The following is a 17091-nucleotide window of genomic DNA, read 5'->3' on the forward strand; positions in this document are numbered from 1 at the left end:
CCTCCTCTGGTGACGTCTTCAGCGTCTGGATTGGGTAAAAAGCGTGGTGGAAAAAGTAGTCGATTCTAGCGCTTTAACATCGCGCGTATATCCGCCAGGGCGCTGTTGCCGCGCACGACTTTGACTTCCGTCGGCGTGTCGTCGTTGCCTTCCCAGGCCAGGTCGTCCGGCGGCAGCTCATCGAGAAAACGGCTGGGGGCGCAGTCGATCACTTCACCATATTGCTTGCGCTTGGCGGCGAACGTGAAGGCCAGTGTCTGACGGGCCCGGGTAATCCCGACGTAGGCCAGGCGCCGTTCTTCTTCGATGGTATCGGCCTCGATGCTGGAGCGGTGTGGCAGGATCTCCTCTTCCATGCCCATGATGAACACATAGGGGAACTCCAGGCCCTTGGAGGCGTGCAGCGTCATCATTTGCACGCCTTCGGCGCCGTCTTCCTCTTCCTGCTGGCGCTCGAGCATGTCCCGCAGTACGAGTTTGCCGATGGCGTCCTCGACCGTCATGTCGCCGTCTTCGTCTTTTTCCAGGGTGTTCTTCAACGCCTCGATCAGGAACCAGACGTTGCCCATGCGGTAATCGGCAGCCTTGTCGCTGGAGCTGTTGGTGCGCAGCCAGTTCTCGTAGTCGATGTCCATCACCATGCTGCGCAGTGCCGAGATCGGATCTTCCCCGGCGCACTGCTCGCGGACCTTGTCCATGAAGCGCTTGAAGCGCGCCAGGCGATCGGTGAAGCGGCTGTCCAGATGCTCGCCCAGGCCGATTTCGTCGGTGGCGGCGTACATCGAGATCTTGCGCTCGGTGGCGTAGTTACCGAGCTTTTCCAGGGTGGTCGAACCGATTTCCCGGCGCGGCACGTTGATCACCCGCAGGAAGGCGTTGTCGTCGTCCGGGTTCACGATCAGGCGGAAGTAGGCCATCAGGTCCTTCACTTCCTGGCGTCCGAAAAAGCTGTTGCCCCCCGACAGGCGATAAGGGATCTGGTGATGCTGCAGCTTCAGCTCGATCAGCTTGGCCTGGTAGTTGCCGCGATACAGGATCGCAAAATCGCTGTACGGCCGGTCGGTGCGCAGGTGCAGGCTGAGGATTTCCATGGCCACGCGCTCGGCTTCGGCGTCTTCGTTGCGGCAACGGATCACGCGGATCTCGTCACCGTGGCCCATTTCGCTCCACAGTTGCTTTTCGAACTCGTGGGGGTTGTTGGAAATCAGCACGTTGGCACAGCGCAGGATGCGGCTGGTGGAGCGGTAGTTCTGCTCCAGCATCACCACTTTGAGCGATGGATAGTCTTCCTTGAGCAGCATCAGGTTTTCCGGCCGCGCGCCGCGCCAGGCATAGATCGACTGGTCGTCGTCGCCTACCACGGTGAACTGGTTGCGTTTGCCGATCAGTAGCTTCACCAGCAGGTACTGGCTGGCGTTGGTGTCCTGGTATTCGTCCACCAGCAGGTAGCGGACCTTGTTCTGCCATTTTTCGAGGATGTCGGCGTGGTCCTGGAACAGCTTGACCGGCAACAGGATCAGGTCGTCGAAATCCACCGCGTTGAACGCCTTGAGCGTGCGCTGGTAGTGGGTGTAGACGATGGCGGCGGTCTGCTCCTTGGGGTTGCGGGCGTTTTCCAAGGCTTCTGGCGGCAGGATCAGGTCGTTTTTCCAGGCGCCGATCATGTTCTTGATCTCGTCCACGCCGTCGTCGCCCGAGTATTCCTTCTGCATGATGTCGGTCATCAGGGCCTTGACATCGGTCTCGTCGAAAATCGAGAAGCCCGGTTTGTAGCCCAGTCGCGCGTGTTCCTTGCGGATGATGTTCAGGCCCAGGTTGTGGAAGGTACAAACCGTCAAGCCACGGCCCTCACCGGCGCGCAGCAGGCCGCCGACCCGCTCCTTCATTTCCCGGGCGGCCTTGTTGGTGAAGGTCATGGCGACGATGTACTGGGCGCGGATGCCACAATTCTGGATCAGGTGCGCGATCTTGCGGGTGATTACGCTGGTCTTGCCGGAGCCTGCGCCGGCGAGCACCAAAAGAGGGCCGCCGACATAGTTCACGGCTTCTTGCTGCCGGGGATTGAGTCGGGACATGACAGAGTCAGGGATTCGTTTGCGAAATGGGCCGGCATTTTAACAGGCTCAGAGAATTGTGCTGCTCTGTCCGACTTGTGACGCACACCGCATTGTCATTTGCCGCTTCTGCTACTTTCACGCAGGATGTGGGGCCAATTGCGTCCAGCACAGGATTTCGAGTGGAAAAAACCACCGGAAGCGCGTGTTTGAGAACCATTGGCATTGGTCATTGCCCATCGGCGCGTCATAATGCCCGGCGCCTACCACCTTGCAGAGTCTAGGGAGTCAGCTTGTCAACGCCTGTCGAACCCTTGCGTTTGCTGTTATTGGCCCAAGAGCCTGCGTGGTCAGCAATATTGCGCGAGTGCCTGGCGCCCATGGGGCCCTCGGTCGTGTTGATCAGCGCCCCGAGCTGGGAGTCAGTCAGCAGCCTGTTCGAAGATAACCGCAACGCGGTACTGCTGACCGTTGCGGCGTTACAACCGGCGCCGGGCCGTTGCAGCCTGCCCACTATCCTGTTGCTTGAGCACGAACCGGCGCTGGCCCCCGACGGCGTCAGCGACTGGTTGGTGCGTGATGCCCTCGACACCGCGACCCTGCGTCGTTGCCTGCGCCATGTGCGCGAACGTGGCGTGCTGGAAAACACCTTGCAGCGCCTTGCCGAACAGGACCCGTTGACGGGCATTGCCAATCGCCAGGGTTTCCAGACGCTGCTGGCGGCACGTCTGGCGGAAAACGATGGCCGGGGCCTGGCCCTCGGTCACCTGGACCTGGACAACTTCCGTCACGCCAACGACGCCCTTGGCCATCAGGCCGGTGATCGCTTGATCCTGCAAGTGGTGTCGCGACTCAAGAGCTCGCTCGAGGCCGGCGATCAATTGGCGCGCTTGGGCAGCGATGAATTCGCCCTGCTGATCGACACCCGCCGCGCGCCACAACGGGCCGAGTGGATGGCCGAGCGCATTACCGAAGCCTTGGCCGAGCCCTATTGGGTGGACGGTGAAAGCCTGCTGATCGGTTGCAGCCTGGGCGTTGCCCACGCTCGTGCCCAGGCCGGCGCCGATCCGCTGATGTGGCACGCCCACATCGCCATGCAGCAGGCCAAGAGCACCCAGGGCTGCACCTTTCATATCTTCAACGAGCGCATCAACCGCAACGCCCGCAGCCTCGCCGACCTGGAAAGCGAACTGCGCCGGGCACTGCGCCGTGACGAGTTGGAGCTGCATTACCAGCCACGGCTGAACCTCGATGGCGGCCACATTGTCGGCCTCGAAGCGTTGGTGCGCTGGCGTCATGGCGAACGCGGATTGTTGCCACCGAGTGAGTTCGTGCCGCTGGCCGAACAGAGCGGCCTGATCGTGCCACTGGGCTACTGGGTGATTTCCCGGGCGCTGCGGGACATGCAGGCCCTGCGCGAGCGGGGGCTGGCGCCGTTGCACATGGCGGTCAACCTGTCGTTCCGGCAGTTCCAGGACAGCCAGTTGCTGCCGACCCTGAGCCGACTGATTGCCGAACGGGGGGTCGAGGCGCAATGGCTGGAATTCGAACTCACCGAAACCGCCGTCATGCGCCGCAGCGAGCTAGTCAAGCAGACCATGGATGCCCTGGGTCGCCTGGGGGTGCGCTTCTCCCTGGACGACTTCGGCACCGGGTTCTCCTCGTTCGTGCACCTCAACAGCCTGCCCATCGCCTTGCTCAAGATCGACAAGAGCTTCGTCGGCGGCATGGAGCAGCGCGAAGAGAATCGCAAGCTGGTGCACGCCATGATCAACCTGGCCCACAACCTCAACCTGGAGGTGGTGGCTGAAGGTGTGGAAACCCGGGAGCAACTGGACCTGCTGCGCGGCTTTGGTTGCGACCAGGTACAGGGCTTTTTGATCAGCAAGCCGTTGCCGCTGCCTGAATTGGTTGAATACCTGACATTCGATGGCAATCAGCAGTCCACACTGGAAATGAGCTAATACAAATTCCTGTGGGAGCGAGCCTGCTCGCGATAGCGGTAGACCAGTCGGCAGCTATATTGACTGACACATCGCCATCGCGAGCAGGCTCGCTCCCACAAGGGATGCTCACTCAGTCTGAACGACCTCGAAACGTTGCTGCCCAGGCTCACTGCGAATCATCCGCTTCATCTTCCACTCAAACGCCAGGGTCAGGCTCACGGCCGCGCAAGCCAGCCCCAGGGCCAGGCCCCACCAGACGCCGGTCGGCCCCCAGTTGAGGTGAAATGCCATCCACCACGCCGACGGCGCGCCAATCAGCCAATAGCATCCCAGGCCAACCAGGAAGGTGGTCTTGGCGTCCTTGAGTCCGCGGATGCAGCCCATGGCAATGGTTTGCGTGCCGTCGAACAGCTCGAACCATGCCGCCACGGCCAGCAGGCTCACGGCCAGGTTGATCACGTCGCGGAACGCCGGGTCGTCGTGGTCCAGGAACAGGCCGACCAATTGATGGGGCAGCAACCAGAACACCATGGCGAACGCCAGCATGGCCGCCGCGCCAAAGCCAATCCCGACCCGACCGGCCAGGCGCGCCATCGGCAACTGCCCGGCGCCGTAGTGTTGGCCGATGCGCATGGTGATGGCGTAGGACATCCCCGCCGGCACCATGAACGCCACCGAGACGATTTGCAGGGCGATCTGGTGGGCGGCCAACGGTGTGCTGCCCATGGTGCCCATGCACAGCGCGGCGAACGCAAACAGCCCGACTTCCACCGCGTACGTGCCACCAATCGGCAGGCCCAGGCGCCACAGTTCCTTGAGGTATTGGCGATTGGGCCGCGACAGGCCGTCGAGCAGGGGGTAGGCACGGTAGGCCGGGTGCCGATGGATGTGCCAGGCCAGTGCCAGGGCCATGCAGTTGGCGACGATGGCCGTGACCAGGCCGATCCCCATCAGGCCGAGTTTCGGCAGGCCGAACATGCCGGTGATGAGCGCGTAGTTGAGCAGGAAGTTGGCCACCGTGCCGCCGAGGCTGATCACCATGACCGGTGTGGCCCGGCCAATGGCGCTGGTGAAGCCGCGCAGGGCCATGAAGCTCAGATAGCCGGGCAGGGCGAACGGCAGCGCCAGCAGGAACTGTCCGGCGGAGAGTACGTTGGTTTCGGTCTGGCCGAACATCAGCAGTACGGGCTTGAGGTTCCACAGCAGCAACCCGGCCATCAGCGCCATCAGCCAGGCCAGCCACAGCCCGGCCTGGGTCAGCCGGGTCGCGCCTTCGACATCGCCCGCGCCCTGGCGGATCGCGACCAGGGTGCCCACCGCGGCGATCACGCCAATGCAGAAGATCGACACGAACGAATAAGTGGCCGCCCCGAGCCCGCCGCCGGCCAGGGCTTCGGGGCTCAGGCGCGCCATCATCACGGTGTCGGTGAGCACCATCAGCATGTGCGCCAACTGTGAGGCAATCAACGGCCCCGCCAGCCGCAGGATGGCCCAGAGTTCGGTACGCACAGGATGCCGCATGATCATCACGCTCCATGTTCAAACAAGGCAGTAAAGCGACGATTCTCGGCGCTCTCGGCCGATTGCACAAAAGGATAAAAAAGATCGCTGGCATGATTAAAACTCATGCTGGATGGGTTTCTGGTAGGGTTGGCAAACAACGCCATGGAGCTTTTGCGATGTCTCGTCGTCTTCCGCCTCTTTATGCGCTGCGGGCATTCGAAGCCGCGGCGCGCTACAGCTCGTTCACTCGGGCCGCTGAAGAGCTGTCGATCACCCAGAGCGCGGTCAGCCGGCACATTCGCACGCTGGAAGATCACTTTGCCTGCCGGCTGTTCCAGCGCAGCGGGCGCAACCTGCAACTGACCGAGGCGGCGCGGTTGCTGTTGCCGGGGGTACGTGAGGGCTTCATGGCGCTGGAGCGGGCCTGTCATACCTTGCATGGCGAGGATGGCATCCTGCGCATGAAAGCGCCTTCCACACTGACCATGCGCTGGTTGTTGGCGCGCCTGAGTCGCTTCCGGCATTTGCAGCCCGGCAACGAAGTACAACTGACCAGTGCCTGGATGGACATCGATTCGGTGGACTTCAACGTCGAGCCCTTCGATTGCGCCGTATTGCTGGGCAACGGGCACTTTCCCGCCGACTGGGAGGCCAGTTTGCTGTTTCCCGAGGAGTTGATCCCGGTGGGCGCGCCGAACCTGTTGAATGACCAGCCCTGGGATGTGGCGCGGTTGGCCAGCGCTGAACTGCTGCATCCCACGCCGGATCGCCGGGACTGGCGCAACTGGCTGCAGCGCATGGGCCTGTCCGACAAGGTTTCGCTCAAGGGGGGACAGGTGTTCGATACCCTGGAGCTGGGCATGATCGCGGCGGCACGCGGCTATGGTGTTTCCATGGGCGACCTGCTGATGGTGGCCGAGGATGTCGCCCAGGGGCGCCTGAGCTTGCCATGGCCGACCGCTGTCGCCAGCGGTGAACACTATTACCTGGTCTGGCCAAAAACCCGCCCGGGTGGTGAACGTTTGCGCCGGCTCAGCGACTTCCTTCAGGGTGAAGTAAAGGCCATGCAATTACCTGACGTGCAGCGTTTGGGCTGAAACGTTGTAGTTGGCGTGATAGCCGCTTGGCATTAATCCTTGCGAACCGCTCAAGTATTTGGCTTTGCCGCCGAATCCGTGAGCATGGAACCTTCGTGCAGAAAGGGCCAACTTTCACCTCACCCGAATAGAATGCCGAGCGTGCGAGCGTGATCAGGATGATCCGGTCTCTCGGCCAGGAGCCGTCATGTCTCAACCCCGTGCCCGGATCGCCTCACAGCTAGGCCTTGCCCTCGCTGTGATATTGGCGATCGTGATCTCCGGCAGTACCGTTTTCGCCCTGCGTTCGCTGGACACTGCCAACCTCGCCACCCGTGAAGAGCACCTGGCCAGCGAAGCGCGTCTGATGGCCGATCAGCTCAATACGTTCCACAGTACCTTGCGCGAGAGTACTCAACGGTTGGCCGGCCTGTTCGAAAAGCGCTTCAGCGCCGGCCTGAGCGTGCATCCGGACCAGCCGGTGACGGTGGCGGGCGTACAAACCCCCGGCTTGAGCCTGGGCGGCGAAGTGTTGAACAACAACTTCAAGGAAGTGGATGACTTCAAAGCGATGACCGCCGGGGTTGCCACGGTTTTCGTGCGCAGCGGCGACGATTTCATCCGCGTCAGTACCTCAGTCAGCAAACAGGACGGTACGCGGGCCATCGGTACCGTGCTCGACCGTGCCGGCCCGGCCTACGGTCCGGTGATCAGCGGGCAGAGCTACATCGGTCGAGCCCTGCTTTTCGGACGCTTCTACATGTCGCAGTACACGCCCGTACGCGACAGCAGCGGCAAGATCATTGCCGTGTTGTACGTAGGCTTCGACTACACCGACGCGCAGAATGCGCAGTTCGAGAACCTCAAGCGCTTCCGCATCGGCCAGACCGGTTCGCTGGCCTTGCTGGATGAACAGAACAAATGGCTGGTGCCGCCGGCCGGCGTGCAGGCGCTGGACCAGGCGAGCGCGACCATCGTTGGGCTGGTCAAGAAACCGGGCAAGGGGGCGTTCTGGACCGATACCGCCGAAGATTTCTACAGCGTTGCCGTACCGTTCGAGGGCGGGCCGTGGGCGGTGGTGGCGAGCATGCCGAAAGCCGAGATTCGCGCCGTGACCTGGAGCGTCGGTACTCAGCTGGCCATTGGCAGCCTGCTGGCGATGTTGTTGGCGGTGGGCTCGGCGATGTGGCTGTTGCGTAGCAAACTGGCGCCGCTCGGCGATCTGGTTCGCCAGGCCGAAGCCTTGGGCGCTGGCGACCTGAGCGTGCGCTTGAATGTGTCGAGTCATGATGAGATCGGTCAGTTGGCCCGTGCCTTCAACCAGATGAGCCAGGCCTTGTCGACCATGGTCGAGCACATCCGCAAGGCCTCCCAGGAGGTCAACAGCCGCGCCCAGGCGCTGTCCGGATTGTCCAGTGGGGCGTATGAAGGCATGGAGCAGCAGTCCGGCGAAATCACCAGCATGGCCGGCGCGGTGGAAGAGTTCAGTGCGACCTCATTGAACATTGCTGACAACATGGGCAACACCGAGCGCCTGGCCCAGGAAAACGCCCAGCAAACCCGCATTGGCCGGACCTCTATGGATGAAGCGTCGTCGTCCCTGGAACAGATCGCCGGTGCGCTGAACAGCACCGCCACGGTCATCAATACCTTGGGCCAGCGTTCGCAGGAAATCGGCGGTATCGTTGGCGTTATCACCTCGATCGCCGAGCAGACCAACCTGCTGGCCTTGAACGCCGCCATCGAAGCCGCCCGCGCAGGCGAGCAGGGCCGTGGTTTTGCCGTGGTGGCCGATGAAGTCCGCAGCCTGGCATCTCGCACCCGCCAGGCCACCGACGAAATTTCCAGCATGATCAACAGCATCCAGCAGGAAACCGGCAATGCCATCAGCACGATGGAGCAGGGCAACCTGTTGATGCAGGAAGGCCTGTCGCGCAACGCCAACGTGGCCTCGGCCCTGGCGCGCATCGACGAGCAAAGTCGCTCGGCCGGCCAGCAATTTGCGGCGATTACCACCGCCACCCAGGAACAAAGCAGTACTGCGACCTTGCTCAGCAGTAACCTGCAAAGCATCGCCATGGCCAACAGCGAACAGCGGCAAGTGGTCTCGAACCTGGCACTCACCGCCAAGGAACTGGAAAAACTGGCCCAGGACCTGCGCCAAGAGGTCGATCGGTTCCGCTGAAGCGTCTTGCACCGCTGTCACGAGCAAGCTCACCCAGACCTCCTGTGAGTGAGCTTGCTCGCGATGACGGCAGCCCCGTCCACATCATCTCAATCTGACCCACCGCTATCGCGAGCAAGCTCGCTCCCACCGAAAACTTCCAACCCGCTGGTCGTTGCTTTTTAAGGATATTGCTGTTTTTAAGCTTGCTGAAACGTTTCTTCAAGTCTATAAAAACCGCACAACTCCAATAAAAGGTCGTGACCATGACTCCGCTCAAACTCCTCGTTACCCTTGGCGCTCTAAGCGCTGCCTCCCATGCGATGGCTTGGGATTACGTCCTGCTGGATACGGATAAAGCCGCTCAACCCTGGCAAATCACCAGCCAGCAACTGGGCGTGAAGACCGGCAAGCCCTTTTCCGTGACGATGCGCACCTTGCACGGTGGCCGCCAGGAAGGCGTCAGCATCGTCGACATCGACAACGGTACCCTGAAGCTTTCCGTCGTCCCGACCCGCGGCATGAACGTGCTGCAGGCTTCGGTCGGGAATGTGCGCATGGGCTGGGATTCGCCCGTCAAGGAAGTGGTCAATCCGGCGTTCATTGAGCTCAATGGTCGAGGCGGACTGGGCTGGCTCGAAGGTTTCAATGAACTGGTGACTCGCTGTGGCTACGAATGGGTCGGCCATCCCGGCATGGACAATGGTGAGCTGCTGACCCTGCATGGTCGTGCAGCCAACATCCCGGCCAACAAGGTCACTTTGCACATCGATGAAAAACCTCCGTACGCCATCACATTGCGAGGCGAGTTGAAGGAGCAGGCCTTCAAGAAGGTCGATTTCTCGGTGCAGACCGAACTGGTCACCGAGCCGGGCAGTGTGGCTTTCACCCTCAACGACACGCTGACCAACAACGGCGACTATCCAAAGGAATACCAAGCGCTCTATCACAGCAATTTCAGCACGCCGTTCCTGGAGCAGGGCGCTCGTTTCGCGGCACCGGTCAAGCAGGTCTCGCCGTTCAACGACAAGGCCAAGGGCGACTTGCCCGATTGGCAAACCTACCGGGCCCCGACCAAGGATTACGACGAAACCGTCTATAACGTCGTGCCCTACGCCGACGCCAAGGGCGACACCCTTACCGTGCTGCACAACAAGGCCGGCAGCCTCGGGGTATCGGTAGGCTTCAACACCAGCACGCTTCCCGTGTTCTCCCTGTGGAAAAACACCGATACCCAAGGCCAGGGCTACGTGACCGGGCTGGAGCCAGGCACCAGTTTTTCCTATAACCGCCGGTATCAGCGACCACTGGGCCTGGTTCCCATGATCGCGCCGAAAGAGCACAAGCAGTTCCAGATCCACTACAGCCTGCTGGCGGATAAGGGCGCCGTGGATAAAGCCCTCAAACGCATCGATGAAATCCAGGGTGGCCGGGAAACCGAGGTGCGGGGCACGCCGCTGGTGGACCTGAGCAAGCCGTGACGCACTTCAGGGCGTAGCGGGCCGATACTGCAACGCCTCGGCCAAGTGCTCCCGACTGATCCGATCCACCCGCTCAAGGTCTGCCAACGTACGGGCGACCTTGAGCAGGCGGTGGGCGGCTCGCAGCGACAGGGTCAGTCGTTCGCAAGCGGTTTCCAGCCAGGTTTCATCGAGTGCGGATAGTTTGCAATGCCGACGCAAGCCCGGCAGATCCAGGAATGCGTTGGCACAGCCCTGGCGTTTTTGCTGGCGTTCCCGGGCTTCGGCCACGTGCTCGGCGACGGTGGCCGTATCGGCACCGGGTTCGCTTTTGGGATTCAACGCCGTGGCCTCGCGGGCGACCGTCAGGTGCAGGTCGATGCGGTCCAGCAGGGGGCCGGAGAGCTTATTGCGGTAGCGCTGCACCATGTCTGGCGTACAGGAGCAACGGCCGCTGGGCTCGCCTAGGTATCCACAGGGGCAGGGATTCATTGCTGCCACCAACTGGAAACGCGCCGGGAAGCGGACTCGGTCGCGGGCACGAGAAACCACGATGTGCCCAGACTCCAGCGGCTCCCTCAAGACCTCCAGCACCCGGCGGTCGAACTCTGGCAGTTCATCTAAAAACAACACGCCATGGTGGGCGAGGGTGATCTCCCCTGGCTGCGGTTTTGACCCGCCACCCACCAGCGCGGGACCGGAAGCCGAGTGGTGGGGCTGGCGAAACGGCCGTTGCGGCCAATGGCTCAACGGCACGCAACTGGCCACCGACTGGATGGCCGCGACCTCCAGGGCCTCACTTTCCGCCAACGGCGGTAACAGCCCCGGCAAACGGCTCGCCAGCAGTGTCTTGCCGGTGCCCGGTGGCCCGCTGAACAGCAGGTTATGAGCTCCCGCGGCGGCGATCAGCAGTGCCCGCTTGGCCCCGGCCTGGCCTTGCACTTCATTCAGGTCGGGGTAGGGTTTGCTGGCCGAGAGCAGTCCATTGGAAACGAAAGGCTCGACCGGCGTGTGACCGTTGAAATGCGCCACCGCTTCGAGCAGATGATCCACGGCGATCACCTTCAGCCCCGAGGCCAGGCAGGCTTCCTCGGCATTGGCCCGTGGTACCACCAGCATGCGCCCGGCCTTGCGCGCCGCCAGTGCCGCGGGTAACACCCCGCGCACCGGACGCACCGCGCCGGACAATGCCAGCTCACCGAGGCATTCCACATCGTCAAGCGTCAGGGTTGGCACCTGCACGCTGGCCGACAGGATCCCCAAGGCAATGGCCAGGTCGAAGCGCCCGCCGTCCTTTGGCAGATCTGCCGGAGCCAGGTTCAGGGTGATGCGCCGCGCCGGGAAATTCAGCCCCGAATTGATGATCGCGCTGCGCACCCGATCCTTGCTTTCCTTTACCGCCGCCTCTGGCAGACCCACCATCGTCAGCGATGGCAAGCCGTTGGCCAAGTGAACTTCAACGGTAACGGCAGGAGCCTCGACCCCGACTTGGGCGCGGCTGTGGACAATGGCGAGCGACATGAATCGTTCCTTGAGTGAAGGGGGCGCCGCGTCCTGCGGCTCTCGAAGGTTAGTCGTGGGGATGAACGTGGGCGCGGAAATTGAGGGAGGAAAATTTGGCAGGATGTTGCGACAGTCAGTGACAGTCGAGGGGCGGCAAGCGCGATACGATTCAGCAAATGCCATCCTTCACCCGCCCAAGCGAAATGCCCGGGACCGGCCTAGACTCCGATTTGCCTAGTCGGCACTTGGCTGTATCAACGGCACAGGGAGGAAGTGGCCATGAACGATCTGCTGGCTCTGTTAACCGACAAGCGTTTCATGCCCCACGGGCATTGCTATATGTGGCGTCCGGACCTGCTGTGGACCAATGTGATCGCCGACGGCTTGATCACTTTGTCCTACGTCACCATTCCCTTCACCCTCCTGTACTTTATCCACAAGCGCAAGGATGTGCCGTTCGATTGGATGCTGGCGGCCTTTGGCGTGTTTATCCTGGCCTGCGGCACCAGCCATGTGATGGAGATCCTGACTATCTGGCAGCCCTATTACTGGCTGTCGGCGCTGGTCAAGGTGATCACCGCGATTGCCTCCGTGATTACCGCCATCCTGCTGGTCCGGTTGGTGCCGGCGGCGCTGAAGATTCCCAGCCCGCAGCAATTGGCCAAGGTCAACGACGAGTTGCGCGAGGCGCAGGCCGAACTGGTCACCACCGCCCGCCGGGCCGGCATGGCGGAGATCGCCACCAACGTGCTGCACAACGTGGGCAATGTGCTCAATAGCGTCAATGTGTCAGCCCAGGTCCTGTACGAGAAGGTGCATACATCCAAGGGCCCAGGAGTAGCCAAGGTCGTCCAACTGATGAGGGAGCATCCCGATGACCTCGGCGATTTCATCAGCAGCGACCCTAAAGGTCGCGCGCTACCCGACTATCTCGACAAACTGGCCGATGCGCTGGCCATCGAACAGCAGGCGATGATCGCCGAGTTGGCGCAGTTGACCCGCAGAATCGACCATATCAAGGAAATCGTCGCCACCCAGCAGTCCTACGCCGGCAACTCCAGCGTATTGGAGCCGGGCTCGCTGCGAGAGTTGGTCGAGGATGTCGTACGCATTTGCGATGTATCCCTGACCCGCCACCACATCACGCTGATCAAGGAATTCATCGATATCCCGCAAATGCCGCTGGACAAGCACCGAGTGCTGCAGATCCTGGTCAATCTGATCAACAACGCCAAGCAGGCGCTGGACGCGGGTACGAATCGGCCGCCGCAGATCATCCTGCGCCTGAAGGTCGTTGACGATGGGCGCGTGCGGGTCGAGGTCGAGGACAACGGCGAGGGGATTGCGCAGGACAACCTGGCGCGGGTGTTCGAGCACGGCTTCACCACGCGTGTCGACGGCCACGGCTTTGGTTTGCACAGCTGCATTCTGGCGGCGCACGAGATGGGGGGCGATCTGACCGCGCAGAGTGCCGGGCCGGGCAGCGGCGCGCTGTTTAGCCTGGAGCTGCCGCTGACCCCGGCCCCCTCTCAGCGGGCGGCGGAGGGTTGAACAGGCTTTACACCTCCCTCAGCAATTGATCGGCGATCCGTATGCTCAGTGCGGCCCCTGTCAGCGTGGGGTTCACGCAGGATGATGACGGCATCACGCTGGTCCCGGCGATAAACAGATTGGCGTGGTCGTGGCTGCGGCAGTCGCGGTCGACCACCGAGTTTTTCGGATCGTTACCCATGATGGTGGTGCCCATGATGTGCTGACGGTTCTGGAAGTTGACGTCGGTGCTGAGGATGTCGGCGTCGAGCAGGTGGGCGAACTGCTTGAGGTCCTCCAAGGCCTTTTCCTTGCCCGCGTGCCAGTAGTCGGGAACGCTGTAGTAGATCTCCGGCACCGGCAGGCCAATCGCGTCGAAGCGGGTCTTGCTCGGAGTGACGCGGTTTTCCGGCAGCGGCAGGGTTTCGAAGTCCACTGCCCAGTTCAAGGAGCGCGCCGACTGCAGGCGGATCTGTTCGTCGAGCTTGGAGCCCAGCACGCCCTTGGCGATCAGGTTGGTGGTGATCTGCGAGGTGGGCACCGTGTTGCGCACCTTGATCTTGTAGCTCGGGTAATCCTTGCGGAAGGCGCCGTCGCGGCTGTTCAGGTAGACCAGCAACTGGGTCGGTCCCTCGCCGGGCCACATGTCCTCCTTGGTCATCACGTTCATGCTCACGCCGGTGTGGTCCATCAGGTTGCGGCCGACCTGGTCGGAGGTGTTGGCGATGCCGTTGGGGTATCGCTCGGACGTGGACATCAGCAACAGCTTCGGCGATTCGATGCCATAGGCCGCCAGCACGAAGTAGCGGGCGGTCAGGCGATGCTGGGTCTTGTCCGGGCGCATGTACCAGATCGCGGTGATCTTGCCGTCGTCACCAGCCTCGATCCGGTACACCACCGAGTTGTCCAGGACCTTGGCGCCATGGCGCTCGGCCTCGTCGATGTGCATCGAACCGTCGTACTTGGCGGCAATCGGGCAGACCGGGTTGCAGTTGTTGTTGCCCGCGCACGGCGGACGCTTGCCATAGGGGCGGGTGGCGCGTCCGTTGGGTTCGAGGATCGGGTTGTAGCCGCCCTTGCTCAACAGGCTCGAGAGACGCTTGAACATGTAGCTGGGCTTGAGGCCTTCCATCGGGTAAGGGATCGAGCGCGGTGGATAGGCCGCGCCACCCTGGCCGCTTTCATCCTGGCCGTCGACCCCGGACACACCCAGCTCGGTCTCGGCGCGGGCGTAGAAAGGCTCCAATTCGTCATAGCTGATTGGCCAGTCACGCCCGCGCCCGTAGAGGGCGTTGAGGCGGAAGTCGTTGGGCAGCATGCGCCACAGCGAGGAACCGAAGTGCCAGGTGGTGCCGCCGACCACCCGTAGGTAGGAGGTGTTGTACTTCACCGGGCCGACCTGCTGCAGGTAGTCGCCATAGGTGGAAGGTGCGTGGGGCAAGCTTGGATAGGGCGAACCGGCGCCTTGCAGCTTGGCATTGGCCAGTGAGAGCTTGACCGGCGCATTGCGGAAGGTTTCGACGATGTCGCGGCGGTTCACCCGCGGGCCCGCTTCGAGAACGATCACGGACTTGTTCGACTTGGCCAGCTCGCTGGCAATCAAGCCACCCATCACGCCGGAGCCGATGACGACCACATCGGCGTCGTAAACAACGCTGCTCATAGTTTGAAATCCTGCGTGTCGGCTGGCTTGGCGCCCCAGGAGTCGGGGCCGCCACCGTAGGTTGGAATGATGAGAATGCCGTGGGTCGGGCGATACATCAGCGCCTCGGAGTAACTGATCAGTTCGGCATCGGCGAGCTCGCCGACGATGCCCAGGTACCAGGCCGAAATGATGCTGGTGGCCGTCGCTTTCAACGATGGGTCCGGGTTGGCCTGGGCCAGGTATTCATCCACATGCTTGAAGCCCTGCCCGTCGACCAGTTGCCTGAGGGCGCCGACATTGCCACTGAAGTTCGGTGCGCGCCGGCTCAGGGCGCGGTAGTAGCGCGCCGCCAGGACCGGGTTGACCGGACGGCTGACCAGGAATTGCGACAGGGCGATAAAGTCCTGGTCGCCCTCGGCCATCACCGATTGCCAGGGGCCGAGGCCTCCGACCAAGGCCACCAGGCCCAGGGTGACCGACCCGCGCAGCAGGCCGCGGCGGGATAGGTGGTTGGTGGGGGTAGATGAAACGGGCATGTGTTTGTCGGTCATTGAAGTGTCCATTGCTCAGGCCTCCTGCAGCCGGCGACGAGCCTTGAGCCTGTAAAGCCCCAGGAGGATCAGCAGGCCGAGCACAACCAGTGCCGGTACGCTGTAGCGTGCCAGCACTGCGATGGGGGCCTTGGGTCCGCCTTCGCGAACCTGTGCCACATCGGCGGCAGTCACGTTCAATCCGGCGTTGCCGTAGCGGGACAGGACGTAGTTGCTGACATCGGCGATCTGCTGGTCGTCGAGACGATCGGTGAACAGCGCACCGGGACCGAAGGCCGGCATGTCGATTGCCACGCCGTCGACTTCGCGATGCACGCCGTAGACGATCGTCGCGATCAGGTTGTCGCGGCGGCTGGTCGCGGTGTTGTGGAACAGTGACGGATATTCACGGGTGCCCTCGCCGTTGGCCTGGTGACAGTTGGCGCAGGTGCCGCTGAAGATGTGCCAGCCCGGATTGTCCTGCGGCTTGCCGCCACGCAGGCTGAGTTCGTCGTTCGAGGCCTGACCGAAGGTATGGCGGGCCTGTTGCTCGCCGGTAGCGATCGGTGGGGTCTGCAGCAGATAGGCCGCGATGGCCTTGAGGTCATCTTCGCCAAGGTACTGCAGGCTGTGCTCGACCGCTTCGGCCATGGGCCCGGCAGCTTGCGCCTTGCCCTCTACATGGCCGCTGCGCAGGTAGGCAACGAGCTCATCGCTCGACCAGGCACCGATCCCGCTGGTCTTGTCCGAGGTGATGTTGGGTGCATACCAGGCTCCCAGTGAACCGCCGGAAAGCGCCTTGGCGTTATCCGCTGCCATCAGGGCATTGCGCGGGGTATGGCAGGTGTCGCAATGGGCCAGTGCGTTGACCAGGTAGTCACCGCGATTGACCTGCGCGGACTTGCCCGGATCCGCTTCGAAGCGTTTCTGGCTATGGAACAGGGCGTTCCAGCCGAGCATCGAGGCGCGAATGTTGAACGGAAAGTCGAGCTCGGTCTTGGGGCTGGGCGTATCCACCGGTGTGACTTCATGCATGAAGTACTGGTACAGGGCGGCGACATCGCTGTCGGTCATCTTCGCGTAGGAGGTATAGGGCATCGCCGGGTACAGGCGAGTGCCGTCCGGGGTCACACCGTCGCGCACGGCGCGGGCGAAGTCTGCCTGGCTGTAATGCCCGATGCCGGCGGTCTTGGAAGGGGTGATGTTCGTTGAGTAGATGACGCCCATTGGCGAGTTGAGTGGATAACCGCCGGCAAAGGGCTTGCCGCCGAGGGTGCTATGGCAGGCCACGCAATCGGCGGCCACTGCCAGTCGCTTGCCGGGCGAGGCGCTGGTATCGAGCGTTTCGCCATGGGCTGCCAGGCTGATCGTTATCAGGGCCAGGCACTCTGCAAGCTTCTTCCTCACGGGTTTGGCCTTGCGCACACCGGGCAATGGCTGACCCATCCTCTGCGGATGCATGTGTAACTCCTCACGGTGGGGCTTCGATGCACGTTCTTAGGTTCATTTCATAGAAATGGCCTAAGTCATACGATGTCTTATGTTGTGATCAATGTGTCACATGATGTAACATTTCTCAAGAAATATGGCTATAAGCCATCATTTAATTTTTTCATTAAATGTCTCTATCTCAAGTATTTCAGAAGATATTTGGCCTATGGCGTCGTGAGCGCAATGGGC

At 62.1% G+C, this 17091-nt stretch carries 11 protein-coding genes; 5 read left to right on the forward strand and 6 right to left on the reverse strand.

Annotated features, from left to right (window positions below; all coding sequences use genetic code 11):
- Positions 1-65 precede the first annotated feature (65 nt).
- Positions 66-2075, reverse strand: a complete 2010-nt coding sequence (rep, locus tag GN234_RS19260) for a DNA helicase Rep (protein ID WP_109752688.1) — start codon at positions 2073-2075, stop codon at positions 66-68.
- A gap of 272 nt (positions 2076-2347) precedes the next feature.
- Between rep and GN234_RS19265 the strand changes: the two genes are divergently transcribed.
- Complete coding sequence (locus GN234_RS19265; RefSeq protein ID WP_109752686.1) at positions 2348-4018, forward strand: putative bifunctional diguanylate cyclase/phosphodiesterase; 1671 nt, start codon at positions 2348-2350, stop codon at positions 4016-4018.
- A gap of 108 nt (positions 4019-4126) precedes the next feature.
- On the opposite strand, the gene GN234_RS19270 is transcribed toward GN234_RS19265, so the two are convergent.
- Positions 4127-5521, reverse strand: coding sequence for a NorM family multidrug efflux MATE transporter (locus GN234_RS19270; protein WP_176688934.1), 1395 nt, complete (start codon positions 5519-5521; stop codon positions 4127-4129).
- A gap of 158 nt (positions 5522-5679) precedes the next feature.
- On the opposite strand from GN234_RS19270, the gene GN234_RS19275 reads away from it, so the two are divergent.
- From GN234_RS19275 to GN234_RS19285, 3 genes are all read left to right on the forward strand, one after another.
- Positions 5680-6600 (forward strand): LysR substrate-binding domain-containing protein, encoded by a 921-nt coding sequence (locus tag GN234_RS19275; protein WP_176688935.1) that lies wholly within the window; start codon positions 5680-5682, stop codon positions 6598-6600.
- Positions 6601-6787: 187 nt separating this feature from the next.
- Complete coding sequence (locus tag GN234_RS19280; protein ID WP_109752682.1) at positions 6788-8764, forward strand: methyl-accepting chemotaxis protein; 1977 nt, start codon at positions 6788-6790, stop codon at positions 8762-8764.
- Positions 8765-9009: 245 nt separating this feature from the next.
- Positions 9010-10224, forward strand: a complete 1215-nt coding sequence (locus GN234_RS19285; protein WP_109752680.1) for an aldose 1-epimerase family protein — start codon at positions 9010-9012, stop codon at positions 10222-10224.
- Positions 10225-10230: 6 nt separating this feature from the next.
- Here GN234_RS19285 and GN234_RS19290 read toward each other — a convergent pair whose 3' ends face one another.
- Positions 10231-11724, reverse strand: coding sequence for a YifB family Mg chelatase-like AAA ATPase (locus GN234_RS19290; RefSeq protein ID WP_116833738.1), 1494 nt, complete (start codon positions 11722-11724; stop codon positions 10231-10233).
- Between the two features lie 261 nt (positions 11725-11985).
- Between GN234_RS19290 and GN234_RS19295 the strand changes: the two genes are divergently transcribed.
- Positions 11986-13257 (forward strand): sensor histidine kinase, encoded by a 1272-nt coding sequence (locus GN234_RS19295; protein WP_116833737.1) that lies wholly within the window; start codon positions 11986-11988, stop codon positions 13255-13257.
- Between the two features lie 7 nt (positions 13258-13264).
- Here GN234_RS19295 and GN234_RS19300 read toward each other — a convergent pair whose 3' ends face one another.
- The 3 genes from GN234_RS19300 to GN234_RS19310 are packed head-to-tail and all read right to left on the reverse strand — an operon-like array spanning position 13265 to position 16872.
- Positions 13265-14899, reverse strand: coding sequence for a GMC family oxidoreductase (locus GN234_RS19300; RefSeq protein ID WP_109752674.1), 1635 nt, complete (start codon positions 14897-14899; stop codon positions 13265-13267).
- Positions 14896-15444 (reverse strand): sugar dehydrogenase complex small subunit, encoded by a 549-nt coding sequence (locus GN234_RS19305; protein ID WP_109752672.1) that lies wholly within the window; start codon positions 15442-15444, stop codon positions 14896-14898. Before GN234_RS19305 ends, GN234_RS19300 begins: the two co-directional genes overlap by 4 nt.
- A gap of 3 nt (positions 15445-15447) precedes the next feature.
- Positions 15448-16872 (reverse strand): c-type cytochrome, encoded by a 1425-nt coding sequence (locus GN234_RS19310; protein ID WP_233459476.1) that lies wholly within the window; start codon positions 16870-16872, stop codon positions 15448-15450.
- Between the last annotated feature and the right edge of the window lie 219 nt (positions 16873-17091).

The sequence above is a fragment of the Pseudomonas bijieensis genome, assembly GCF_013347965.1.
GTDB classification, from domain to species: domain Bacteria; phylum Pseudomonadota; class Gammaproteobacteria; order Pseudomonadales; family Pseudomonadaceae; genus Aquipseudomonas; species Aquipseudomonas bijieensis.